The sequence below is a fragment of the Nonomuraea sp. NPDC051941 genome (assembly GCF_044593615.1).
On sequence record NZ_JBIUCF010000039.1, the window covers coordinates 122,839 to 144,515 of the forward strand.

At 70.5% G+C, this 21,677-nt stretch carries 23 protein-coding genes; 9 read left to right on the forward strand and 14 right to left on the reverse strand.

The window, feature by feature from the left end; all coding sequences use genetic code 11:
- Positions 1–8 precede the first annotated feature (8 nt).
- On the reverse strand, positions 9–1,469 hold the full coding sequence (locus ACIHFD_RS46900) for an aldehyde dehydrogenase family protein (RefSeq protein ID WP_397372408.1): 1,461 nt from the start codon (positions 1,467–1,469) through the stop codon (positions 9–11).
- 221 nt (positions 1,470–1,690) lie between these two features.
- On the opposite strand from ACIHFD_RS46900, the gene purU reads away from it, so the two are divergent.
- Positions 1,691–2,554: a formyltetrahydrofolate deformylase gene (purU, locus tag ACIHFD_RS46905; protein ID WP_363968395.1), complete on the forward strand. Its 864-nt coding sequence runs from the start codon at positions 1,691–1,693 to the stop codon at positions 2,552–2,554.
- Positions 2,555–2,599: 45 nt separating this feature from the next.
- Here purU and betA read toward each other — a convergent pair whose 3' ends face one another.
- Positions 2,600–4,237 (reverse strand): choline dehydrogenase, encoded by a 1,638-nt coding sequence (betA, locus tag ACIHFD_RS46910; protein ID WP_397372409.1) that lies wholly within the window; start codon positions 4,235–4,237, stop codon positions 2,600–2,602.
- A gap of 127 nt (positions 4,238–4,364) precedes the next feature.
- Here betA and ACIHFD_RS46915 point away from each other — a divergent pair, with 127 nt between their 5' ends.
- A complete protein-coding gene (locus ACIHFD_RS46915; protein ID WP_363968391.1) occupies positions 4,365–5,138 on the forward strand; it encodes an IclR family transcriptional regulator in 774 nt (257 codons plus the stop codon).
- Here ACIHFD_RS46915 and ACIHFD_RS46920 read toward each other — a convergent pair.
- From ACIHFD_RS46920 to ACIHFD_RS46955, 8 genes are all read right to left on the reverse strand, one after another.
- On the reverse strand, positions 5,110–7,323 hold the full coding sequence (locus tag ACIHFD_RS46920; RefSeq protein WP_397372410.1) for an FdhF/YdeP family oxidoreductase: 2,214 nt from the start codon (positions 7,321–7,323) through the stop codon (positions 5,110–5,112). The two genes, ACIHFD_RS46915 and ACIHFD_RS46920, sit on opposite strands and share 29 nt — an antisense overlap.
- On the reverse strand, positions 7,320–8,432 hold the full coding sequence (locus tag ACIHFD_RS46925; RefSeq protein ID WP_397372411.1) for an aromatic ring-hydroxylating dioxygenase subunit alpha: 1,113 nt from the start codon (positions 8,430–8,432) through the stop codon (positions 7,320–7,322). The genes ACIHFD_RS46920 and ACIHFD_RS46925 overlap by 4 nt, the downstream gene beginning before the upstream one ends.
- A gap of 28 nt (positions 8,433–8,460) precedes the next feature.
- Complete coding sequence (locus ACIHFD_RS46930) at positions 8,461–9,084, reverse strand: MBL fold metallo-hydrolase (protein WP_397372412.1); 624 nt, start codon at positions 9,082–9,084, stop codon at positions 8,461–8,463.
- 70 nt (positions 9,085–9,154) lie between these two features.
- Positions 9,155–10,240 carry an S-(hydroxymethyl)mycothiol dehydrogenase gene (locus tag ACIHFD_RS46935; RefSeq protein ID WP_397372413.1) on the reverse strand — a complete coding sequence of 362 codons (1,086 nt, stop codon included), beginning with the start codon at positions 10,238–10,240 and terminating at the stop codon, positions 9,155–9,157.
- A gap of 14 nt (positions 10,241–10,254) precedes the next feature.
- Positions 10,255–11,433: an NAD(P)/FAD-dependent oxidoreductase gene (locus tag ACIHFD_RS46940; protein ID WP_397372414.1), complete on the reverse strand. Its 1,179-nt coding sequence runs from the start codon at positions 11,431–11,433 to the stop codon at positions 10,255–10,257.
- A complete protein-coding gene (locus ACIHFD_RS46945; protein WP_185074514.1) occupies positions 11,430–11,780 on the reverse strand; it encodes a bifunctional 3-phenylpropionate/cinnamic acid dioxygenase ferredoxin subunit in 351 nt (116 codons plus the stop codon). The genes ACIHFD_RS46940 and ACIHFD_RS46945 overlap by 4 nt, the downstream gene beginning before the upstream one ends.
- Positions 11,781–11,988: 208 nt before the next feature.
- On the reverse strand, positions 11,989–12,333 hold the full coding sequence (locus ACIHFD_RS46950) for an RNA polymerase sigma factor (RefSeq protein ID WP_397372415.1): 345 nt from the start codon (positions 12,331–12,333) through the stop codon (positions 11,989–11,991).
- Positions 12,334–12,507: 174 nt separating this feature from the next.
- Complete coding sequence (locus tag ACIHFD_RS46955; RefSeq protein ID WP_397372416.1) at positions 12,508–13,515, reverse strand: hypothetical protein; 1,008 nt, start codon at positions 13,513–13,515, stop codon at positions 12,508–12,510.
- Between the two features lie 603 nt (positions 13,516–14,118).
- Between ACIHFD_RS46955 and ACIHFD_RS46960 the strand changes: the two genes are divergently transcribed.
- Together ACIHFD_RS46960 and ACIHFD_RS46965 are read left to right on the forward strand one after the other, a co-directional pair.
- On the forward strand, positions 14,119–14,301 hold the full coding sequence (locus ACIHFD_RS46960; RefSeq protein WP_397372417.1) for a hypothetical protein: 183 nt from the start codon (positions 14,119–14,121) through the stop codon (positions 14,299–14,301).
- Positions 14,302–14,312: 11 nt separating this feature from the next.
- A complete protein-coding gene (locus ACIHFD_RS46965) occupies positions 14,313–14,444 on the forward strand; it encodes a hypothetical protein (RefSeq protein WP_397372418.1) in 132 nt (43 codons plus the stop codon).
- A 529-nt stretch (positions 14,445–14,973) separates the two neighbouring features.
- On the opposite strand, the gene ACIHFD_RS46970 is transcribed toward ACIHFD_RS46965, so the two are convergent.
- Positions 14,974–15,294 carry a hypothetical protein gene (locus ACIHFD_RS46970; protein ID WP_397372419.1) on the reverse strand — a complete coding sequence of 107 codons (321 nt, stop codon included), beginning with the start codon at positions 15,292–15,294 and terminating at the stop codon, positions 14,974–14,976.
- Positions 15,295–15,462: 168 nt separating this feature from the next.
- The gene (locus tag ACIHFD_RS46975; protein ID WP_397372420.1) at positions 15,463–16,923 is read right to left on the reverse strand and encodes an alpha/beta hydrolase family protein; all 1,461 of its coding nucleotides are present in this window, start codon (positions 16,921–16,923) and stop codon (positions 15,463–15,465) included.
- Positions 16,924–17,081: 158 nt separating this feature from the next.
- Between ACIHFD_RS46975 and ACIHFD_RS46980 the strand changes: the two genes are divergently transcribed.
- Both ACIHFD_RS46980 and ACIHFD_RS46985 read left to right on the forward strand, forming a co-directional pair.
- Entirely contained in the window at positions 17,082–18,347 is a 1,266-nt protein-coding gene (locus ACIHFD_RS46980; RefSeq protein ID WP_397372421.1) for a sensor histidine kinase, read from the forward strand.
- On the forward strand, positions 18,344–19,012 hold the full coding sequence (locus ACIHFD_RS46985) for a response regulator (protein ID WP_397372422.1): 669 nt from the start codon (positions 18,344–18,346) through the stop codon (positions 19,010–19,012). Before ACIHFD_RS46980 ends, ACIHFD_RS46985 begins: the two co-directional genes overlap by 4 nt.
- A gap of 133 nt (positions 19,013–19,145) precedes the next feature.
- Here ACIHFD_RS46985 and ACIHFD_RS46990 read toward each other — a convergent pair whose 3' ends face one another.
- Positions 19,146–19,616, reverse strand: coding sequence for a hypothetical protein (locus ACIHFD_RS46990; protein WP_397372423.1), 471 nt, complete (start codon positions 19,614–19,616; stop codon positions 19,146–19,148).
- A 134-nt stretch (positions 19,617–19,750) separates the two neighbouring features.
- Between ACIHFD_RS46990 and ACIHFD_RS46995 the strand changes: the two genes are divergently transcribed.
- On the forward strand, positions 19,751–20,404 hold the full coding sequence (locus ACIHFD_RS46995) for a 1,4-alpha-glucan branching protein (RefSeq protein WP_397372424.1): 654 nt from the start codon (positions 19,751–19,753) through the stop codon (positions 20,402–20,404).
- 116 nt (positions 20,405–20,520) lie between these two features.
- The gene (locus tag ACIHFD_RS47000; protein ID WP_397372425.1) at positions 20,521–20,670 is read left to right on the forward strand and encodes a hypothetical protein; all 150 of its coding nucleotides are present in this window, start codon (positions 20,521–20,523) and stop codon (positions 20,668–20,670) included.
- A gap of 267 nt (positions 20,671–20,937) precedes the next feature.
- Here the strand turns inward: ACIHFD_RS47000 and ACIHFD_RS47005 are convergent, their stop codons facing one another.
- On the reverse strand, positions 20,938–21,321 hold the full coding sequence (locus tag ACIHFD_RS47005) for a PPOX class F420-dependent oxidoreductase (RefSeq protein WP_397372426.1): 384 nt from the start codon (positions 21,319–21,321) through the stop codon (positions 20,938–20,940).
- A gap of 147 nt (positions 21,322–21,468) precedes the next feature.
- Here ACIHFD_RS47005 and ACIHFD_RS47010 point away from each other — a divergent pair.
- Positions 21,469–21,677 (forward strand): winged helix-turn-helix transcriptional regulator (locus ACIHFD_RS47010; protein WP_397372427.1); only part of this gene is annotated, 209 nt, incomplete at its 3' end.

Consider the following 21,677-nt stretch of genomic DNA (forward strand, 5'->3'; position numbering starts at 1 on the left):
TCGGAGCGTCAGTTCTCTGGGAACCACCGCTGTGGGCGCGGTCGGATGTTCTGCCAGACGTGCTTGATCTCGCGGTACTCGTCCAGGCCGGTCGGGCCGAGCTCGCGGCCGTTGCCGGACTGCTTGAAGCCACCCCACTCGGCCTGCGGCACGTAGGGGTGGTAGTCGTTGATCCACACCGTGCCGTGCCGTAGCCGGCCCGCGACCCGCTGCGCCCTGCCGGCGTCCTGGGTCCAGACCGCGCCGGCCAGGCCGTACTCGGTGTCGTTGGCGAGGCGGACCGCCTCGTCCTCGGTCGTGAAGCGCTCGACGGTCAGGACGGGGCCGAAGGACTCCTCGCGCACGACGCGCATGTCCTGCTTGCACTCGTCCAGGACGGTGGGCCGGTAGAAGTGTCCGGGCCCGTCGAGGCGGCGGCCGCCGCAGCGCAGCACGGCCCCCTCGGCCAGGCCCGCCGCCACGTACTCCTCGACCTTGGCCAGGTGCGTGGCGGAGATGAGCGGGCCGGTGTCGGCGTGCGGATCGAAGGGGCCGCCCAGGCGGATCAGCTCGGCCCGCCGTACGACCTCGTCCACGAACGCGTCGTGCAGGGAGTCCTCCACCAGCAGGCGCGCGCCGGCCGAGCAGACCTGGCCGGAGTGCAGGAAGACCGCGGTGAGCGCGAAGTCGACGGCCGTGTCGAAGTCGGCGTCGGCGAAGACGATGTTGGGGTTCTTGCCGCCCAGCTCCAGCGCCACCCGCTTCACGGTGGCCGCGGCGGCGGCCATGACGCGCCGCCCGGTGGCCAGGCCGCCGGTGAAGGAGACCATGTCCACGTCCGGGTGCTCGGCCAGCGGCGCGCCGACCTCCGGGCCGGCGCCGAGCACGAGGTTGGCCACCCCGTCCGGCGGCCCGGCCTCGGCCAGCGCGCGCATCAGCAGGATGGCCGTGCTGGGGGTCAGCTCGCTCGGCTTGAGCACGAACGTGTTGCCCGCGGCGAGCGCCGGGGCGACCTTCCATGTGGTCTGGAGCAGGGGGTAGTTCCACGGCGTGATGAGGCCGCAGACGCCGATCGGCTCGTGCACGATGCGGCTGATCGCGTCGTCGCGGCCGGTGTCGACGACCCGGCCCGCGTCGGTGCCCGCGACGCCGGCGAAGTAGCGCAGGCTGGCCACGCAGTCGTCGATGTCGTACTCGCTCTCCACCAGGCGCTTGCCGGTGTCTCCTGACTCGGCGCGGGCGAAGGTCTGGCGGTCGCGTTCCAGCAGGTCGGCTACCTTGTACAGCAGTGCGCCGCGCTCGCGGGCCGGCGTCGTGGGCCAGGGGCCGCCGTCGAAGGCGCGCCTGGCCGCGGCGATCGCCGCCTCGGTGTCCGCGGCGGTCCCCTCGGCCACGGTGGCCACGAGGCTTCCGTCGGCGGGCGAGTGGATGCGCCGCTGACCACCGGCGAGTGGCCTGGTCCACTCGCCCGCGATGTAGAGCTCGGTCATCGGCACACCTCGATAGTTGCGTATCGCGCAAGGCGCTGCTTAATGAGGAACAGGATTGACTCGTCTTGGAGTGTTCGTCAAGGGTTTGCCGGAATCACTGGCCAAATAAATACGTTGTGATGAGGTTTGACCTTCTTGCCCCTTGACGTGGTTGGCCCCTGCCCTCAGTCTGTTGCGTATAAATCTCTTCTTTGCGTCATACGCAACACCGGGAGGGTGCGATGTCTCCACGTCCCGACCCTGGCCGCGAGTTCATCCTCACGGTGTCCTGCTCCGACAAGCCGGGCATCGTGTACGCGGTCAGCAGCTTCCTCGTCCAGCACGGCGGGAACATGCTGCAGAGCAAGCAGTTCAACGACCGCAAGGGTGGCGGCTTCTTCATGCGCGTGCACTTCGCCGCGCATGACGAGATCGAGCGGTTGCGCGAGGGGTTCACCTACGTCGCCGAGTCCTTCCAGATGAACTGGCAGCTGAAGGACGCGGCCACGCCCACCCGCACGCTGGTCATGGCCTCGAAGTTCGGCCACTGCGTGAACGACCTGCTCTATCGCCGCCAGGTGGGCGCGCTCAACATCGACATCCCCGCGATCGTCTCCAACCACCCTGACCTGGAGCCGCTGGCCGCCTCGTACGGCGTGCCGTACCACCACGTGCCCGTCACGGCCGCCACCAAGGACGAGGCCGAGGCGCGGATCCTGGAGCTGGTCGAGGAGTGCGACGCGGAGCTGGTGGTCCTGGCGCGCTACATGCAGATCCTCTCCGACGACCTGTGCAAGCGGCTGGAGGGGCGGGCCATCAACATCCACCACTCCTTCCTGCCGGGCTTCAAGGGCGCCAAGCCGTACCACCAGGCGCACGAGCGCGGCGTGAAGCTCATCGGGGCGACCGCGCACTACGTCACGGCCGACCTGGACGAGGGCCCGATCATCGAGCAGGACGTGGCCAGGGTGGACCACGAGCTCGACCCCGAGGACCTGGTCGCGGCCGGACGGGACGTGGAGGCGCAGGTGCTGGCCAGGGCCGTGAAGTGGCACAGCGAGCAGCGCGTCCTGCTCAACGGCAACCGCACCGTCGTCTTCCGCTGACGTTCACGCACGAGGGCGGTGGGGGAGTGCCCCACCGCCCTCGTGTCATGCCCGGTGACGGTAGAACTCGGTCGTCTGCGGCGGCAGCGGCGTGTTGCCCAGGATGAGGTCGGCCGCCTTCTCCGCCAGCATCATGACCGGCGCGTAGATGTTGCCGTTCGTCACGTACGGCATGGCCGAGGCGTCCACCACGCGCAGCCCGTCGACGCCGTGCACCCGCATCGTGTCCGGGTCGAGCACCGACATCGCGTCCACGCCCATCCTGGCCGTGCACGAGGGATGCAGGGCGGTCTCGCCGTCCTTGGCCACCCAGTCCAGGATCTCCTCGTCGGTCTCCACGGACGGGCCGGGCGACACCTCGCCCGTGCTGAGCCCGGCCAGCGCCGGTGCCCCGAGGATCTTGCGGGCCACCCGGACGGCCTCCACCCACTCGCGCCGATCCTGCTCGGTGGACAGGTAGTTGAAGCGCAGCGCCGGATGCTGCCGCGGATCCGTGCTCTTGATCTTCACCGAGCCGCGGGCGTCGGAGTACATGGGGCCGACGTGCACCTGGTAGCCGTGCCCGCCCGCCGGCGCCGAGCCGTCGTAGCGCACGGCCAGCGGCAGGAAGTGGAACATCAGGTTGGGGTAGTCGACCTCGTCGTTGCCGCGGACGAAGCCGCCCGCCTCGAAGTGGTTGGTCGCCCCCGGCCCGCCGCGCAGGAACAGCCACTGCGCGCCGATCCAGGGATGGCGCCACTTCTGCAGGTTCGGCTGCATCGAGACCGGCTCGCGGCAGCCGTGCTGGATGTAGACCTCCAGGTGGTCCTGCAGGTTCTCGCCCACGCCCGGCAGGTCGTGCACGACGTCGATGCCGAGCTCGCGCAGCTCGTCGGCGTTGCCGATCCCGGACAGCTGCAGCAGCTGCGGCGAGTTGATCGCGCCGCCGCACAGGATGACCTCGCCCGCGCGGACCCGGCCGCCGTCGAACTCGACGCCGACGGCCCTGTTCCCGTCGAAGACGACCTTCGTCACGAGCACGCGCGTCTTGACGGTCAGGTTGGGCCGCTTCATGACCGGGTGCAGGTACGCCCTGGCGGCGCTGAGCCGGCGCCCGCGCCGGATGTTGCGGTCGAAGCGGGCGAAGCCCTCCTGCCGGTAGCCGTTCACGTCGTCGGTCAGGGGATAGCCGGCCTGCTGCACCGCCTCGAAGAACGCGTCGTACAGCGGCGTGCTCGCCGCCCCGCGCTCCAGCACCAGCGGCCCGCCGTGGCCGCGCCACGGCGTGTCGGGGTCGGCCAGGCAGTTCTCCATCCGCTTGAAGTACGGCAGGCAGTGGGCGTAGTCCCAGCTCTTCATCCCGGGATCGGCGCCCCACCGCTCGTAGTCCAGCGGGTTGCCGCGCTGGAAGATCATGCCGTTGATGCTGCTGGAGCCGCCGAGCACCTTGCCGCGAGCGTGATAGATCCGCCGGCCGTTCATGTGGGGCTCGGGCTCCGACTCGTAGCGCCAGTCGTAGAAGCGGTTGCCGATGGGGAAGGGCAGGGCCGCGGGCATGTGGATGAACACGTCCCACGGGTAGTCCGATCGGCCCGCCTCCAGGACGAGCACCCGCGTGGCAGGGTCCGCGGAGAGCCGGTTCGCCAGCGCGCTGCCGGCCGAGCCGCCTCCGACGATGACGAAGTCGTATTGATGTGACGTCATGGTGCCTCGTCTCGCTCGCGCGTTTCGCCAAATCGTAGCGCTATACGCATTGCGTTTCACTACTCGCAACAGGAGATCTTTTGGTCGTGCGTTAGACGGAGTTCCCTCTAGCACTTAGAGTTTCGCTATGGGCAACGATTCGGGCAGCGGGGGCGTGCAGTCGGTCGATCGGGCGATCAGCGTGCTGGAGATCCTCTCCCGGCGGGGCGAGGCAGGGGTCAGCGAGGTCGCCGCGGAGATCGACGTGCACAAGTCGACCGCGTTCCGGCTGCTCGGCGCGCTCGAGGCGCGCGGCCTGGTCGAGCAGGCCGAGGAACGCGGCAAATACCGGCTCGGCTTCGGCATCATCCGCCTGGCCGGCGGCGTCAACACCCAGCTCGACGTCACCCAGCGGGGGCGCCCGGTCTGCCAGCGCCTGGCGGAGGAGATCGGCGAGACCGTCAACATCGCCGTGCTCCGCTCCAGCTACGCGGTCAACCTCGACCAGGTGCGCGGCGCCTCGGCGGTCACCGCCTACAACTGGGTCGGCCAGATCACGCCGTTGCACGCCACCTCCAGCGGAAAGGTGCTGATGGCCCACCTGGACGAGCGCCAGCGCGAGCGGGTGCTGTCCGATGGGGCCCTGGAGTCCTTCACCCCCCGCACCGTCACCGACCTCGACCGGCTCAGGGAGCAGCTGACCGAGATCAAGCAGGCCGGCTACGGCTACTGCCTGGAGGAGCTGGAGGAGGGGCTGAACGCCATGGCGGCGCCCATCCGCTCCTACCACGGCGACGTCGTCGCCGCGGTGAGCGCCTCCGGCCCCGCCTACCGCTTCACCGCCGAGCGCATGCACGAGCTCGCTCCCGTCCTGATCGGCGGGGCCGACGAGATCAGCCGCCGCCTCGGGTACGCCGGCTGAGCCGGACGACGATGCTCTTGGAGGTCGGGGTGTTGGAGGTCTCGGCCACCGAGTCGAGCGGCACCAGCACATTGGTCTCCGGGAAGTAGGCGGCGCAGCAGCCGCGGGCGGTCGGATAGGCGATGACCCTGAAACCCTCGGCGGTGCGCTCGCCGTCGGGCCACTCGCTGACCAGGTCGACCAGGTCGCCGTCGGCCAGGTCGCGTTCCGCGAGGTCGCCGGGGTGGACGAAGACCACCCTGCGGCCGTTCTTGACACCGCGGTAGCGGTCGTCGAGGCCGTAGACGGTGGTGTTGTACTGGTCGTGGCTGCGTACGGTCTGCAGCAGCAGCCGACCCGGCGGCACCCGCAGGACCTCCAGCCGGTTGACGGTGAAGCCCGCCCTGCCGGTGGCGGTGGGGAAGCGGCGCTCGTCCCTGGGCGCGTTGGGCAGCGCGAAGCCGGCCTCCGCGCGGCCGTTGAAGTCCTCGAAACCGGGGATCACCCGCGCGATGCGGTCGCGGATCGTGGCGTAGTCCCGCTCGAAGCCCGCCCACGGCTCCTCGCCGAACAGCTCGCGGCCCAGCCGGGCGACGATCGCCACCTCCGACAGCAGGTCCGGGGAGGCGGGCGCGAGCCGGCCGCGCGAGGCGTGCACCAGCCCCATCGAGTCCTCGACGGTGACGAACCCGGCCGGGTCGCGCTCGGTGCGGCCCAGAGTGGGCAGGATGAGCGCCCGCTCGCCGCACACCGCGTGCGAGCGGTTGAGCTTGGTGGAGACCTGCACGGTCAGCCTGGTACGGCGCAGCGCCGCCTCGGTGACGCGGCTGTCGGGGGTGGCGCGGACGAAGTTGCCGCCCATGCCGACGAAGACCTTCGCCTCGCCGTCGCGCATGGCCCGGATGGCCTCGACCGTGTCCAGCCCGTGGTGCCGGGGCGGCTCGAAGCCGAACTCCCCGGCCAGCGCGTCCAGGAAGTCCTTCGAGGGCTTCTCGTAGATGCCCATGGTCCGGTCGCCCTGGACGTTGGAGTGGCCGCGCACCGGGCACAGTCCCACGTTGCCGCGCAGCAGCTGGAAGTTGACCACCTCGCGGATGGTCGCCACGGAGTTGCGGTGCTGGGTGAGCCCCATGGCCCAGCAGACGACGACGGACCCGGCGTTCCTGACGTCATGGGCCGTCTCCTCCAGCTCCTGCCGGGTCAGACCGGTCGCCTCCAGCACCTCCGCCCAGTCCAGGCCGGTCAGGTGCGCCTTCCACTCCTCGAAGCCGCTGGTGTGCTCGGCGATGAACGCCTCGTCGGCGGTGTCGAGCAGCAGCAGCGACAGCGCCTGGAACAGCGCCATGTCGCCGTTGAGCCGGATCTGCAGGAACCGGTCGGCCAGCGCGGTGCCTGCGGCCAGCCCGGACGGCCGCTGCGGGTTCTTGAAGCGCAGCAGCCCGGCCTCGGGCAGCGGATTGACCGCGACGATCCGCGCGCCGCCGCGCTTGGCCTTCTCCAGGGCGGTGAGCATGCGGGGGTGGTTGGTGCCCGGGTTCTGGCCGACCACGAAGATCAGGTCGGCCCGGTGCAGGTCGTCGAGCGACACGGTGCCCTTGCCGATCCCGATCGTCTCGGTGAGCGCGGCGCCGCTGGACTCGTGGCACATGTTGGAGCAGTCGGGCAGGTTGTTGGTGCCGAACCGGCGCACCAGCAACTGGTAGGCGAAGGCCGCCTCGTTGGAGGTGCGGCCCGAGGTGTAGAAGACCGCCTGGTCGGGGCTGTCCAGCGCGCGCAGCTCGGCCGCGATCATGCCGAACGCCTCCGCCCAGCCGACGGGCTCGTAGTGCTCGGCGCCCGCGGGCTTGTACATCGGCTCGGTCAGCCTGCCCTGCTGCCCCAGCCAGTAGTCGCTCATCCCGGCCAGCTCGCTCACCGGATGGGCGGCGAAGAACTCGCGGGTGACACGCCGGGTCGTGGCCTCCTCGGCCACCGCCTTGGCGCCGTTCTCGCAGAACTCGGCCGGGCTGCGGTGATCGCCCTCCGGCCAGGCGCAGCCGGGGCAGTCGAAGCCGCTCTTCTGGTTGACGCGCAACAGCGTCAGCGCGGTGCGGCCGACCCCCATCTGCCGGTGGGCGATGCGCAGGGCGTGGCCCACCGCGGGCAGGCCGCCCGCCCAGTCCTTGGGCGGGCCGGCCGTCAGGCGTTCGTCGTCGTGCTCGTTCACCCGACGCGGTCCTGGACCCAGTCGTGGAAGGCGCCGATGTGGTGCTCGCTGGGCACCAGCACGCCGCCCTTGGCGTACGTACGCGAGCCCATCTGCGGCTGGCACCGCTCGCACGCCTCGAAGTCCTGCTCGTTGACCCGGTGGAACAGCTCCACCGACTTGTCCAGGTCCTTGCCGCCCGCCACGACGCCGGGCAGGTAGAGCCAGTCGCACTCGACCACCGTGCGGTCCACCGCCAGCGGGAACATGCGGTGCACGATCACGTGGTCGGGCACCAGGTTGATGAACACCTGCGGCTTGATCGTGATCGCGTAGTAGCGGCGGTCCTGCTCCTCGCTGACGCCCGGGATGCGGTCGAGCCCCTCGGAACCGTCGACGGTGAAACCCTGGATCTCCTCGCCGAACTCGGCGCCGTGGCCCACGAAGTACTGAGCCGCGTAGCCGTCAGCGAACTCCGGCAGCACCTCGGTCAGCTCGGGATGGATCGTGGCGCAGTGGTAGCACTCCATGAAGTTCTCGATGATGAGCTTCCAGTTCGCCTTCACGTCGTAGACGATCCTGCGGCCCACCTCCAGGCCGGCCACGTCGTAGTTCTCGAGCAGCTCCAGCGAGCCGAGCCGCTCGGTCACCGCGCCCAGCACGTCCTCCTCGAAGGAGGGCGGCTCGTCGGCCAGGCACACCCACACGTAGCCGAGCCACTCGCGCACGTGCACCTTCACCAGGCCGTACTCCACCCGGTCCAGGTCGGCCATCTTGGTCAGGTTGGGCGCGGCGATCAGCTTGCCGTCCAGGTCGTAGGTCCAGGCGTGATACGGGCACTGGAAGGCCCGCTTCACCTCGCCCGACTCCTCCGTGCGCAGCGTCGCGCCGCGGTGGCGGCAGACGTTGAAGAACGCGCGCACCGACCTGTCGCGCGCCCTGGTGACGAGGATGCTCTCGGAGCCGACCTGAACGGTCTTGAACGAGCCCGGATTGGGCAGGTCGGCCGAGCGCACCACGCAGAACCACATCGCCTCGAAGATGTTCCGCTGCTCCGCGGCGAAGATCTCGGGGTCCACGTAGTAGCGACCGGGGAGGGTGGGGATCACGCTTGACGTGGTGGTGGTCACGGGCAGTACTCCTCTGAGACAGGCCGGGTCAGTGCCCTCGGCGGATCCAGTCCTCGAGCTGCGGAGCCTCGGCTCCGATGCTGGTGTCCTCACCGTGTCCGGTGTGCACCACGGTCTCGCCGGGCAGCGTCAGCAGCGTCCGGCTGATCGACGAGATGATCGTCGGGAAGTCGCTGTACGACCTGCCCGTCGCGCCGGGGCCGCCCTTGAACAGGGTGTCCCCGGAGAACAGCACGCCGAGCTCCGGCACGTACAGGCACACCGCGCCCGGCGCGTGCCCCGGCGTGTGCAGCACGTGCACGGCGGAGCCGCCCACTTTCAGGAGCTGCCCGTTGGCCAGCGGCCCGCCGGGCGTGGCCGTCCGGTGGGTCAGCTTCCACAGCACCTCGTCGTCGGGATGGAGCAGCACGGGTGCTCCGGTGAGCTCGGCCAGCTCGGGGGCGGCGTTGACGTGGTCGTCGTGCGCGTGCGTGCACACGATCGCGCTGACCCGGCGGTCACCCACGGCCTCGGCGATGGCGGAGGCGTCGTGGGCGGCGTCGATGACCAGGACCTCCTGGTCGTCGCCCACCAGCCACACGTTGTTGTCGACCTCCCACGTCCCGCCGTCCAGGCTGAACGTGCCCGAGGTCACCAGGCGCTTGACCCGCATTACTGTGCCTCCTTGGCCGGGCTCCGCCCGGCGGTGCTGTGATGGATGTCCTCGCTCCGCTGCGGATCCATCACAGCGCCACCACCGACCGCAGCACCTCGCCGCGGTGCATCTTGGCGAAGGCGTCCTCGACGTCGTCCAGGCCGATGGTCTCGCTGACGAACGCGTCGAGGTCGAGACGTCCCTGCAGGTAGAGGGAGATCAGCATGGGGAAGTCGCGGCTGGGCAGGCAGTCGCCGTACCAGCTGGACTTCAGCGCGCCGCCGCGGCCGAACACGTCGAGCAGCGGCAGCTCCAGCGTCATCTCCGGCGTGGGCACCCCGACCAGGACCACGGTCCCCGCCAGGTCGCGGGCGTAGAAGGCCTGCTTGTACGTCTCCGGCCGGCCGACCGCGTCGATCACGACGTCCGCGCCGAACCCGCCGGTCAGCTCCCTGATCGCCTCGACCGGGTCGCCGTCCTTGGCGTCGACCGTGTGCGTCGCGCCGAGGCCGCGGGCCCACTCCAGTTTCCGGCCGTCCACGTCGACCGCGATGATCGTGGTCGCGCCGACCAGCCGCGCGCCCGCGATGGCCGCGTTGCCGACGCCGCCGCAGCCGATCACCGCCACCGAGTCGCCCCTGCTGACCCCGCCGGTGTTCACCGCGGCGCCGAGACCGGCCATCACGCCGCAGCCGAGCAGCCCCGCCGCGGCGGGGGAGGCGGCCGGGTCGACCTTGGTGCACTGGCCCGCGGCCACGAGCGTCTTGTCGGCGAACGCGCCGATGCCCAGCGCCGGGCTGAGCGGGGTGCCGTCGGTCAGGGTCATCTTCTGGGTGGCGTTGTGGGTGGCGAAGCAGTACTGCGGGCGGCCGCGCAGGCACGCCCGGCACGAGCCGCACACGGCCCGCCAGTTCAGGATCACGAAGTCGCCGGGCGCGACGTCGGTGACACCGTCGCCGACCGACTCCACCACGCCGGCCGCCTCGTGGCCGAGCAGGAACGGGAAGTCGTCGCTGATGCCGCCCTCGCGATAGTGCAGGTCCGTGTGGCAGACCCCGCAGGCCTGGACCTGGACCAGCGCCTCGCCGGGTCCCGGGTCCGGCACCAGGATGGTCTCCAGGCTGACCGGCTTGCCCTTGCCGGTCGCGACGACCCCGCGTACTTCATGAGCCATGATTCACTCCTGTCTCAGCCGACCTGAACCGGCGCCGTTTCGAGCTGCCGCCGCCACCGGGTGAACAGCCGTACCTGGTTGACCCCGAGGACCGCGACCGGGCGGTCGCCCTGCCGGTAGACCGCGAGGAAGCTGTGCTCGGCCGGGTCGCCCTCCTCCACGCTGACCGTATCCGCGTCCGCGGCGTGCCCGATGAACTGGATCTTCACATCGAACTGGTCGGACCAGATATAGGTGGGCCGCCGCGCCTCGGCGCGGGCGGTGCCGCCGGACAGCAGCGTGGCCGCCGCGACCGAGGCCCGCTGCCGGGCTCCCGTCCAGTGCTCGATCCTGTGGTGCCTGCCCTGAACGGGGTCGAACCAGGCGGCGCAGTCGCCCACGGCCACGATGCCGGGGGCGGAGGTGCCGCCCGCCTCGTCACACAGTACGCCGTCGCCCAGGTCGAGGCCGCTGCCCCGGAGCCAGCCGATGGCGGGCGCGGCGCCGATCCCGACAACCACGACGTCCGCGGGCAGGTGGGTGCCGTCCGCCAGCCGTACCCCGTCCACCCGGTCATCGCCGGTGAGGCCGGACACGACCGTGCCGGACAGCAGCCGCACCCCGCGCCGCTCGTGCAGCGCGGCCAGCGCCTCGGCCATCGGCACGCCGACGACGCGGGCCAGCGGCGCCGGGCCGGACTCGACCAGCGTCACGTCCAGGCCGAGGTCGCGGGCGGTGGCGGCGACCTCGGCGCCGACGAAGCCGCCGCCGATCACCACCAGCCGCCGGCCCGCCTCCAGGTCGGCGCGCAGGGAGCGGGCGTCGTCCAGGGTGCGCAGCGTGTGCACGCCGGCCAGGTGGGCGGCGGCGGGAAGCCGGCGGGCGGTGGCGCCGGTGGCGATGACGATGCCGTCGGCCCGCACCGAGGTGCCGTCGCTCAGCTCGACGCGGCGCTCCCCGGGGTCCAGGGCCACGGCGGCGACGCCGAGCCGCCACTCCGCGTCCAGCTCCTCGCCCTCACCCTCGTTCTCCAGGGCCAGGTCGGCCTCGGCCAGGTCACCGCGCAGGAAGTCCTTCGACAGCGGCGGGCGGTCATAGGGTCGGTGGCGCTCGTCCCCGACCAGCACCAGCCTGCCCCGGTAACCCTGGGCGCGCAGCGCCCTGGCGGTCAGCAGCCCGGCGAGGGAGGCGCCGACGACGCAGATCGTGTTCACACCTGCCCCTTGACGGTGACGCCCGGCGGCAGGTTGGGTGGCGCCTCGGACTGCTTGACATAGATGACGCCGTCGTCGACCACCACCTCGTGCGTGCGCACCGGGCGCTTGGCCGGTGGCGCGTCCACCTGGCCGGTGCGCAGGTCGAAACGCGAGGCGTGCAGCGGGCACTCGATCTCGCACCCCTCCAGCCAGCCGTCGGCGAGCGAGGCGTCCTGGTGGGTACAGGTGTCATCGATGGCGAAGATCTCGCCGTCCTCGGTGTGGAAAACCGCGATCGGCGGGTCGGCCTCGACGCGAAGGGCCTCGCCTCGAGGGAGTGACGCCAGTGGGCACGCTGGGATCATCCTGTCACCCCGGTTTCGTAAAGAGAAACGTCTAGCGCTATACGCAACAGAGTGAGGGTGTGGCGGGGAGATGTCAAGGCTGATTTGTCGGACTTAGACCCCAGTGTCCGGCCGCCTCACCGCGTCCGTGGATGCCGTGCGCCGACGGGGAAGGCGAGGAATGCCAGACCCCCGGCGAGCACGGCACCAGGACAGCACCGGCGACCGCTCACCCACGACGCCCGGCACCGCCGCGGAGGCCGGCCGGCCGCTGCGCGCCGCTTCCCAGCAGCACGGGCAGGACCAGGAGCGCCGCCGCACCGGAGGGATGCCCCCGTGCGATGAGCTTCCCGCCGATGAGCGAGTAGGCGTCGTACGACAGCCCGGCGAGGGGCGCCACCACCGCTCCGCGCCCGGGGGGCAGTTTGTCGATCTTGCGCCAGACGCTGACGAAGGTCTCGGCGGCCACGTCGGCCGCGTCCTGCGGCGAGTCGCAGCGGCGTCCGGCGTAGGCGGTGATCTGGTCGTAGGTCGCCCGGTAGACCGCTTCGAACCTGTGCGCGTCAGCTGACACAGGCGGTTCCCATGTGGCGTCCTCCACTTCCGGTACGGGTACGAACGCTCTCGTCATGGGTGGAGGCGCCCCGATCATTTCGCCCGGAAGCGGAAAATCTTGGGCGGCCTCGCCGCGCTCCGATCCGGAGTGGATCGCGGAGAGCAGCGAGGCGCGCGTCACGCGGGAAGAGGCTCAGCCCGTGTAGTCGGTGGCGTGGGTCTCGCCGGACGGCCACAGGTATCTGCCGTGGTCGGCCGTCGTGAAGTTCTTGTTGTCGTCTCCCGTACGGGCCTGGATGAGGTTGCGGCGCCAGGTGGAGCCGCGCGCCGACCCGCCCCAGATGTTGCCGTACAGGAAGCCGTACAGCTGCTCGAGTTCGGCCGAGAAGACGTTGTCGGTGACGGTGATGTTCGTGGCGTTGTTCTCGACACCGATGCTGAGCGCGTATCCCCAGCCGGAGACGTAGTTGTTCGTGACCGAGATGTGGTCGTACACGCCGTTGCCCTGCAGGGCCAGGCCGTTGGTGTTGCCCAGGGAGGCCAGGGTGTTGTGGTGGACGATCATGGGGCCGCCGTTGCCTTCGCTCTGCGGGCCTATGCCGTCGTGGTGGTATTCGTCATGCGACGTATCCGCCATGTCGTGGATGTAGTTGTTCGTCCACGTCGACGGGCGGTCCGGGAAACCCGTCACCATGATCATGCCGGCGTTGCCCCAGATGTCGTTGTGGTCCATGACGGCCACGGCTTCCTTCATCGTCGTGGCGAGCTGCCAGGAATCTTCGAAGGGCGTGCCGGGCTTGGTGTGGGACGACGAGACGGTGCCGTCGTTGCCGGGCGGCATCGCGTAGGAGCTCGGCTTGAACGTCGAGTACAGGAACTTGATGTTGTTGTCCGAGTAGATCTGGACGAGGTTGTCGTTGGGGTTGGTGCCCTCGAACAGGCAGCCGACGAACGTGAGGTTGTCGCCGTAGATCAGCACCTTCAGGCCGAGGAAGCGCTTGTAGGAGATGACGCTGTTGTCCGGGAATTCGAGCCTCAGCGGTTTGTCGGCGCTCATGCCCGCCGCGTAGTCGGTGAGCTTGCCCGGGTACGCGCCCAGCCCCAGGCCTCCGGCGTTGGCCGGCGTGGTGGCGTAGCCGGTGTTCGAGAAGTCCGGCCAGTAGCCTGAGCCGTCGTTGGGCCGGGCGTCGATGGGGTTCACGACCTCCTCCGCACCGCGCGCACGGAATTCGCCGCCGGTGACGACGCTCGTGGAGAGGGCGGCGGCGAGGCAGGCGAGGGCGACGGCGGCGGAGAAAGAGCTCCGGGCGAACGCGCGGACGAGGGGTAAGCGCCGGCGATTCTCGACGTCCTGGCGATGTGATGTCTTGATGTCGTGCTCCGATCGGATCGACTACGTGTCCCACCCCGTGCCGTCCAGCGGCAGAGGCGATCTTTCGGCACCACGTAGTGTGCCGGGGAGCCCCGGTGTTTCGGGCGATTTCTTATGACCACATGGCGCAGCCGAAAACTGTCTCCCCGTGATCACCCGCGCTCTTGCTGGGGGAAAAGGTGTGAGTCGAGGCGAAACGAGCGGAAGGTTTGCTCACCATTTCTTGATGTCAGAGAATGCACCCGAAGTGGCGGGCGATGCGCACCGGTTCACCGGTATGTACGACGAATGCCGACAACGCGTCTGGGCCTACGTGGTCAGTCGCACGGGACGGCAGGTGGCGGAAGAGGCGACCGAGCCCGATAGGCGTCCTGCGGGCGCCGGCCGCGCTGCCGGAGGAGGACCGGGGGATCCTCGTCCTGGGCGCCTGGCATGCTGTCCGCCAGGGAGGCCGCCCGCGTCATCGGCTGCTCGCCGGCGGCGTACCGCGTGCGGCCGCATCGGGCCCGTAAGCGGTTCAGGCGGGCCATGGCCGGCGAACTGGCCAGGGGCTCGCATCGCGGTGAGCCCGCCCAGCCGTCCCAGCCCCACGTGCGGAACTCCAGCGGGGAGTGATCATGAATCTCATGGATGAGCTTCGGGCCGCGCATCTCGGTAATCGGCCTGTGGACCCGCGTATCGGGGCCGCCGAGCTGTCCTGCGCCATGTCGAGGCCGCCGCCGGTGCGGCGCCGGCGCAGGGCGGTCAAGCCCGGGTAGGTCCTCGGCCTGGCCGACCGCGCCGACCGCGGTGGTCGCGGTCATGGCGGGGAACGGCACGGTGCCGACGCCACGGGGCCCCGAAGGCGGCAGTCCGATCACCGTCACTCCCAGGACCGTGCACCGCGATCCGCCCAACCCGTCATGGCCGGCCCACTGCACGCGGCCCGACGCCGCCACGGACGCCGGCTCGGCCGAGAGGCTCACCCGCCCGGTGCGCGGCCCGACGCCGCCACGAACAGCGCTCGGCCGAGAGGCTCAGCCGCCCGCTGGGCGTCACCAGCCCGTCCGGGTACGAGACGTCCGGCAGCAACCGCCGCGTGTAAGCCATCGGCAGGAAGATCAGCAGCCGCTCGGCCGGCCACGGCTCGACGCCGGCCCCGGCCAGCCGCTCCCATGCCTCCTTGTCACGCGGCGGTTTCCCACCTCGACAGCCGCGTCAACCCCCGTCGGCGCAACCCTGCTTCCGGCCCGAGGGTGCCCATGTCCAGCTCGAACCGTCCGTACGGCGGTCGCGCCGCATCGGCTCTCAGCGGACCTGCGTCCAGGCCTCGACGACGTGGCAGCCTTGGGCATCGCCGGAAGCGGTGGACCACGTCCCTGGCTGGCCGGAGACCTTGGTCACCCACGGGCCGACGATCGTTCTCGTGTAGGGGTAGTGAGCCGAGTTGCACTTCGCGGCAACCCGGTAGCTGCCGAAGCCGGACGAGCACAGTGCGCCCGCCACGTTCGTCGTCGTGTTAACGGAAGTGAAGCAATTCCATACTTCGGCGTGCGCCGGGGTGGCGGTACCGGCGAGGACTATCGCGCCGGCTGCCGCGGCAGCCAGGGCCCGGAGGACGTTACCCATGGCGTCTCCTTTGCGCCTTCAGCTTGGCTTACGCGCTTCATGCTTCCGCGTGCGCATGATCCGAGGACAGGGCATCAGGAGGGCATCTACCGGCCATTTCGCGTCAACGCGAGCACTCCGGTGCCGGCTGCGAGTCGCCTGACCCGGGAGCCACGGGGACTCACGAGGTCAGGGGATGAGGGAGACATCAGGGAAGCGGGCGTCGGGGCCCTCGAACAGGCGGGTCGGCTTGCCCCGCAGGTGCAGGTCGAAGAAGGCCCCGACGTAGGCGCGCTGGGCCGCCACCGAACGGCCGGGATCGATCGTACCCACGTAGTCCGCGAGCGGCACCCTGGGGAGCTTGGCCGCGATCTGCGGCAGCAACGGCTGCAGGTCGGTGAACGAGCCGTGGGCCGCACCCTTGAAGCGCAGCTCCCGCTTCCACCCGGTCGAGGCCCGCCAGAACGACTTCCAGCTCGGCTCGCCGGCACGCGTGTGGGTCTCGGCCGCCAGCTGCAGGAACGGCCTGGTCACACCGCGCGTGGCCACCGGGCCGACGTAGGAGCCGTCGAAGTTGACGGCCGCGTCCACGCGGGCGTCGCGGGTCAGCTGCGCGGCGACCGACCCGCCCAGCGACTGTCCCAACGCCCCCACCCGTGAGGCGTCAGGCGCGCCGAGCATCCCCTCGGGCAGTTCGCCGCCGACCGGGCGGCCGTGGGCCAGGGCGGTGACCTGGTCCAGGACGTACCGCATGTCCGCCAGGCGCGCCCGCGCGTGGTCGGCCAGCAGCTTGGCGATGACCTTCGGCGTCAGCTTCGCGGGCAGCGGCAGGGCGCGTACCAGGCGTCGGCCGGGAAACTCCACCTGGTCGGCCTCGTAGGTGTGGTCGACGGTGACGACCAGGTAGCCGCGCGAGGCCAGGTCCTCGACCAGGGCGGTGCCCAGCGTACGCGGCCCGCCGTCCCCCGAACTGAACAGCACCACCGGCAGCCTGCCCGCACGCGGCTCGACCGGCGCACCCACGCGGGCGTGGGTGCGCGTGGCGGCCCAGGCGACGGCGCCCTTGGCGATGCCCAGGGGCGGAGCCGAGTGCCGATCCCAGTCGGCGGCGGCCAGCGGCGCCATGTGCGGCGCGAGCGGCCCGCCGCCTGCCGCCGGATACCACAGGCTGATCATCAGTTCTCGGTACGGCTTGGCCGCCATCAGCGGATCGGGCCGCGAACGGTCCACCAGCCGCATGGCCACGGTCCCGACCGGATACGGGCCGCCGGGCACGGGCAGGCTCACCCTGATCGGGCTCGCGGCGTCGGCACCGGCGTCGGCACCGGCACCGGCACCGGCACCGGCACCGGCACCGGCACCGGCACCGGCACCGGCACCGGCACCGGCACCGGCACCGGCACCGGCACCGGCACCGGCGCTGGACGCGGGCAGGGAGACCGCCAGCACCAGCACGGCCAGCCCGGCGACCCTGCCCGCGACCTTGCCCGCGACCTTGCCCGCGACCTTGCCTCCGACTGTGCCCGTCACTGTGCCCGCGGTCGTGCCTGCGGCTTTTGCGACGGCGGACGCTGGGCTCTTGGAGATGGCGGACGAACCGGTGGCCTGGGCGCCCATGGCCAGATCAGGATTTTTCGTGACAACGGACATGCGAAAGCTCCTTCATCGGAAAGGGATGTCCGACAGGCTGACAGCCGGCACGCCCGCGGGACAGCGGCGGAGGTAGCACGCGCGCCTGCGACTTTCGGATGACGGTCATCCCCGAGGACGAGCGGGAGCGAACTCGCAGGACAATTAGGGTGAAGCGCATGAACCCAGCCGACCGTCTGGCGGCCCGCCTCACCGCGCTGAGCCGATGGTCGACCCTGCCCGCCGACGCGCTGCTGGCCGCCGCGCTGTTCCTGGCCACGCTCGGACCCGGCCAGGTTCTGTCAGGTCCCCCATGGCTGCTCACGCTGCAGACGGCGCTGGTCGCGCCGCTGGCCTGGAGACGGCGCGCTCCGATGACGGTCCTGGGCACGATCGGCCTCGCCGCCGCCGTCCAATGGGCGCTGGACGTACAGCTTCCCGCCGACGCCGCCCTCCTGGTGGCCCTCTACACGGTCGCCGCGCACCGCCCGTGGCGTCACACCCTGCCGGCGGCGCTCGCGTTGCAGGCAGGGGTGCTGCTGGCCGCCGCCCGCTGGGCGCCGCCCGGCCAGTTCCCCTTCACGGTGGCCGCGCTGAGCGCGATGGCGGCCGCCGCTCTCATGGCCGGCCTGTGGATGCGGGCACGGAGGGCGTACGTGACCTCCCTGGAACGCGACCGCGAGCAGCGGGCCCGGCTGGCCGTCGCTGAGGAACGCGCGCGGATGACCCGCGACATGCACGACATCGTCACCCACAACCTCTCGGTCATGGTGGCGCTGGCCGACAGCGCCGCTTACGTCCGCCACAGCGCGCCGGATCGGGCCGCGGCGGCGATGGAGCACATCGCCGCGATGGGACGCCAAGCCCTGCAGGACATGCGCCGTTCCCTGAGCACCGGCCACGCCACGTCGGACGAGGACTGCCTCGACGAGACGCTTCAGCCCGCGCCCGGGATCGCCGAGCTCGCTCCGCTGGCCGAACGGATGCGCGCGGCCGGGCTGGCGACGGGTGTCCGGGTGGCCGGTGACGCCGGGGCGGTGCCCGCCGCCGCCCAGCTGACGATCTACCGGCTGGTTCAGGAGGCGCTGACGAACACGCTGCGGCACGCGTCCGGAGCCCGCGCCGAGGTACGGGTCGACGTATCGTCGCGCCGTGCCGAGGTGGAGGTCATCGACGTTCGCGAGCCGGTCGTGCCTGGCGACCCCGGGCCCTTCGACGCCGGGCCTCTCGACGCCGGGCCCCTCGTTCCCGGACCCCTTGCTCCCGGGACTCTCGACTCCGGGACCTGGGTGTCGGGGCCCCGTTCCGGGCTCCGGGGCGATGGGCGCGGGATCGCGGGTATGCGGGAACGGGTGGCCGCTTACGGCGGGACCCTGGACGCCGGGCCGGTGGCGGGCGGCGGATGGCGGGTGCTGGCCGTGCTGGACCTGGGAGCGCCACGATGATCCGGCTGCTGATTGCCGACGACGAGTCGCTGCTGCGGATGGCCTTCCGCATGGTTTTCGAGGCCGAGCCGGACATGGAGGTGGCCGGGGAAGCGGACGACGGCGAGCAGGCGGCCCGGCTGGCGCGGCACCTGCGTCCGGACGTGGTGCTGATGGACGTGCGCATGCCCGGCCTGGACGGCATCGAGGCCACCCGCAGGATCGTGCGCGACAGCCCGCGCTCGCGCGTGCTCATCCTGACCACCTTCGACCTGGATGAGTACGCCTTCGCCGGGCTGAAGGCCGGAGCGGCCGGGTTCCTGCCGAAGAACACGCGGCCACCGGAACTGCTGAGCGCGATCCGCAACGTCGCGGCCGGAGAGGCGGCGCTGTCGCCGCGCGTCACCCGACGCGTGCTGGAGAGGTTCGCGCCGCAGATGACGCCGGGGCCCGCCGAGCGGGATGAACGGCTGGCGCAGCTGACCGCGCGCGAGCACGAGGTGCTGGTGCAGGTGGCGCGCGGGCTGTCCAACGCCGAGGTCGCCGCGGCGTTGCACCTGGCGGAGGCGACGGTCAAGACGCATCTGAGCCGCGTACTGGTCAAGCTCGGGCTGCGCGACCGCGCCCAGGTGGTGGTCTTCGCCTACGAAACCGGCCTCGTCCGCCCCTTCACCCCCGGCTTCTGACCACCGCGCAGGCGGCGATGATGCCGAAGAAGCCGGATGAGCCGCCCGCCGGTCGCTGACGCGCAGCATCGGGGCGAGGCCCTGCCGCAGGTGCTACCGGTCGGGGTCGGCACCGGCACAAGGCCGTCGCTGCTCAGTGGCAGCGCAGGTCGAACCCGGGTTCGTGATATCCGTCGAAGAACTCCACGATGACGCCCTTGAACCCGCCTCGCCATGATCCGCTCGGGTTGACGTACACGGTGCCGGAGAGCGCGCGGCCTTCGACCCCCTCGATCGCGGCGAACTCGTAGTAGCGAGCGATCTCGGCGTCCGGCAACTTGGTGAGCAGGGACATGCGGACCAGATAGTCGCAATGATTGCTGTTGCCGGACTGAATACCCACCGTGCCCTCAACGCCGCGATCACCTGGCTCCGTGTCGGGCGGGAGCGGGAACATGCTCACCCGTTCCTCCATCCGGGCCAGCCTCTCGTCGTTCCGCCACTCGGGGACCTTGAACAGCAGGACGTAGGCGACGACGCAGGCAAGGAGCCCCAGGCACACGTAGAACGGCCACCTGCTCCGCTGCTTCGGTAACGCCTCCGGGGCCGCCTCGGTCAGCACCATGCCATCCTCCAGCGCGTTCGTAGAGTGATCACCATTGAACAACACGGACCGATGAGGGGGTACGCCCTCATGCTCTCCGAGGCCCACTGGGAAGATGTGGAGGTCGTTCCCCTCAACGAAAGAGAATCCTCAGCATGGCCGTCATCCACCGCACCGACCTCAAGCCGACCAAGCTGGAACTGCTCACCTCCTGGCTACCCACCCGGCCGTGGTACCTGGGCGGAGCGGGCGAACCGGAATTGGCCAAAGCCGGCGGTTTCCGGCTGGACGACCCCCAGGGTGAGGTCGGGATCGAGTTCATGGTGGTCACGGACACCTCGGGCACTCAGCCGATCAGCTACCTGGTACCGCTCACCTATCGGGGTGCCCCGCTCGACGGGGCGGAGCACGCCCTCGTCGGCACCATGGAGCACGGGGTGCTGGGGCGGCGCTGGGCTTATGACGGCTGCCACGACCCGGTGCTGGTCGCCCAGTTGCAGGCTCTGATCGAGGGCCGGGTCCAGGCCCAGGACCAGAACACCAGCGACACTCCCGACCGGGAGGTCACCCGCTCCTACCTCGGTGGCAGGCCCGTCCCCACGGACTTCTCCGTCACTGCCGTCGACGACCACGAGGGCACTGAGCTGCCCGCACCGGACGGCACGACCTTGCGTTTGCACCGGGTCCTGCGGCCTGCCCCGGACGACGCGCCGGAAGCGACTGGCCACGTCGCCGGGTCCTGGCAGTTGCCGGACGGCACCCGCGCGCGGGGGCTGTTCGTGGTCTTGCACACCGGCCCTCGTACCTGAGGAACGCCCCGATCGTGCGTGGAGCCGCACGACTGCCCGCTGGTATCCGTACGGATCTGGCGCGGCTGGTAGTTCTACAGGAGGCGCCCGTAGCCGGAGGCGGCATGCTCTGAGTCATGCAAAACGTGGAGATCTGGAGTGAAGAGTTCGGCGCGGCTGCTGACGAGCCGATTCTGCTGGTGATGGTCGAGGGCATGGGGCATACGCTGCCGCCGGAGGTGCACGAGGAGTTGGCGGCCGCCATCCTCGCGCACACATCCACGTGACCCGCGTCGTCGAACACTGCCCCAGATGAAGCGTCCGAGGCAGATCAACACGGAGCACGGCGGGCTGGACGGGCCGCCAGCGAGCCGTACGGCGCGTTGAGCATCGTGCTTCGTGCAACGGCCACCGCGAACAGGGCGCAGGCACGATCGCGGCAGCGCCGAAGGAGTTGAACTGAGCCGATCATGCGCGCGCGGCCGGAATGCGGTACAGCGTCGTGGGTGGTTGCTCGGTGCAGGGGGAACGCTGGATGAGCGGCAAGGGGTGACTCAGCTCATGCCGACGGTCTGCCGCTCGGGCTCGATGACGGCGACGATGCGCTCCTCATCTCGGTTGTAGGGCCTGCCGATGTACTTCGTTGAGATCTGGTCGATGATCTCCCAGGCCGCGTCGCCGTCGAGCCATTCGATGACCCGGCCGCGGACGATGACGGGCTGGAACGGGTTGTCGGCGGGCGTTATGGATAGGGCCACCCGCGGGTCGCGGCGCAGGTTGCGGGCCTTGCGCGACTGCGGACCGGTGAGGAAGACGATGTGGTCTCCGTGGGTGCCGACCCAGAGTGGGACGGTGTGGGGCGAGCCGTCTGGCAGGACGGTGGCGAGGTGGGCCAGCGAAGTGCCGTCGAGGACGCGGCGTACGTCGGGGTTGAGCATCTTCTTCTCCTTGCAGGGGTTGCGGCGATTGCGGTGGTGACGTTGTAAGGGACCTGGTGGCAATTCCTTCCTTGAGTTCCTTGAAGAGACTTTACGACCGTAGCACTTTAAGTTCCTTAAGGGAACTCCAATGAGTAGACTGACCCCATGCAACGCACCAACTTCGGCGACATGGCCTGCTCCATCGCCCGCACCCTCGACGTCATCGGAGAGCCCTGGTCACCCCTGATCCTGCGCGACATATGGGCCGGCCTGAACCGGTTCGACCACCTCCAGGCCGACCTCGGAATCTCCCGCAAAGTGCTGACCGAACGCCTCAACCACCTCGTCGACCAAGGCATCCTCGAACGCCGCCC

Bases quoted from the DNA above. Each gene is read 5' to 3' on its own strand.
- ACIHFD_RS46900 (WP_397372408.1), bottom strand. From the start codon at position 1,469: ATGACCGAGCTCTACATCGCGGGCGAGTGGACCAGGCCACTCGCCGGT.
- purU (WP_363968395.1), top strand. From the start codon at position 1,691: ATGTCTCCACGTCCCGACCCTGGCCGCGAGTTCATCCTCACGGTGTCC.
- betA (WP_397372409.1), bottom strand. From the start codon at position 4,237: ATGACGTCACATCAATACGACTTCGTCATCGTCGGAGGCGGCTCGGCC.
- ACIHFD_RS46915 (WP_363968391.1), top strand. From the start codon at position 4,365: ATGGGCAACGATTCGGGCAGCGGGGGCGTGCAGTCGGTCGATCGGGCG.
- ACIHFD_RS46930 (WP_397372412.1), bottom strand. From the start codon at position 9,084: ATGCGGGTCAAGCGCCTGGTGACCTCGGGCACGTTCAGCCTGGACGGC.
- ACIHFD_RS46935 (WP_397372413.1), bottom strand. From the start codon at position 10,240: ATGGCTCATGAAGTACGCGGGGTCGTCGCGACCGGCAAGGGCAAGCCG.
- ACIHFD_RS46945 (WP_185074514.1), bottom strand. From the start codon at position 11,780: ATGATCCCAGCGTGCCCACTGGCGTCACTCCCTCGAGGCGAGGCCCTT.
- ACIHFD_RS46960 (WP_397372417.1), top strand. From the start codon at position 14,119: ATGCTGTCCGCCAGGGAGGCCGCCCGCGTCATCGGCTGCTCGCCGGCG.
- ACIHFD_RS46965 (WP_397372418.1), top strand. From the start codon at position 14,313: ATGGATGAGCTTCGGGCCGCGCATCTCGGTAATCGGCCTGTGGACCCG.
- ACIHFD_RS46970 (WP_397372419.1), bottom strand. From the start codon at position 15,294: ATGGGTAACGTCCTCCGGGCCCTGGCTGCCGCGGCAGCCGGCGCGATA.
- ACIHFD_RS46975 (WP_397372420.1), bottom strand. From the start codon at position 16,923: ATGTCCGTTGTCACGAAAAATCCTGATCTGGCCATGGGCGCCCAGGCC.
- ACIHFD_RS46980 (WP_397372421.1), top strand. From the start codon at position 17,082: ATGAACCCAGCCGACCGTCTGGCGGCCCGCCTCACCGCGCTGAGCCGA.
- ACIHFD_RS46985 (WP_397372422.1), top strand. From the start codon at position 18,344: ATGATCCGGCTGCTGATTGCCGACGACGAGTCGCTGCTGCGGATGGCC.
- ACIHFD_RS46990 (WP_397372423.1), bottom strand. From the start codon at position 19,616: ATGGTGCTGACCGAGGCGGCCCCGGAGGCGTTACCGAAGCAGCGGAGC.
- ACIHFD_RS46995 (WP_397372424.1), top strand. From the start codon at position 19,751: ATGGCCGTCATCCACCGCACCGACCTCAAGCCGACCAAGCTGGAACTG.
- ACIHFD_RS47000 (WP_397372425.1), top strand. From the start codon at position 20,521: ATGCAAAACGTGGAGATCTGGAGTGAAGAGTTCGGCGCGGCTGCTGAC.
- ACIHFD_RS47005 (WP_397372426.1), bottom strand. From the start codon at position 21,321: ATGCTCAACCCCGACGTACGCCGCGTCCTCGACGGCACTTCGCTGGCC.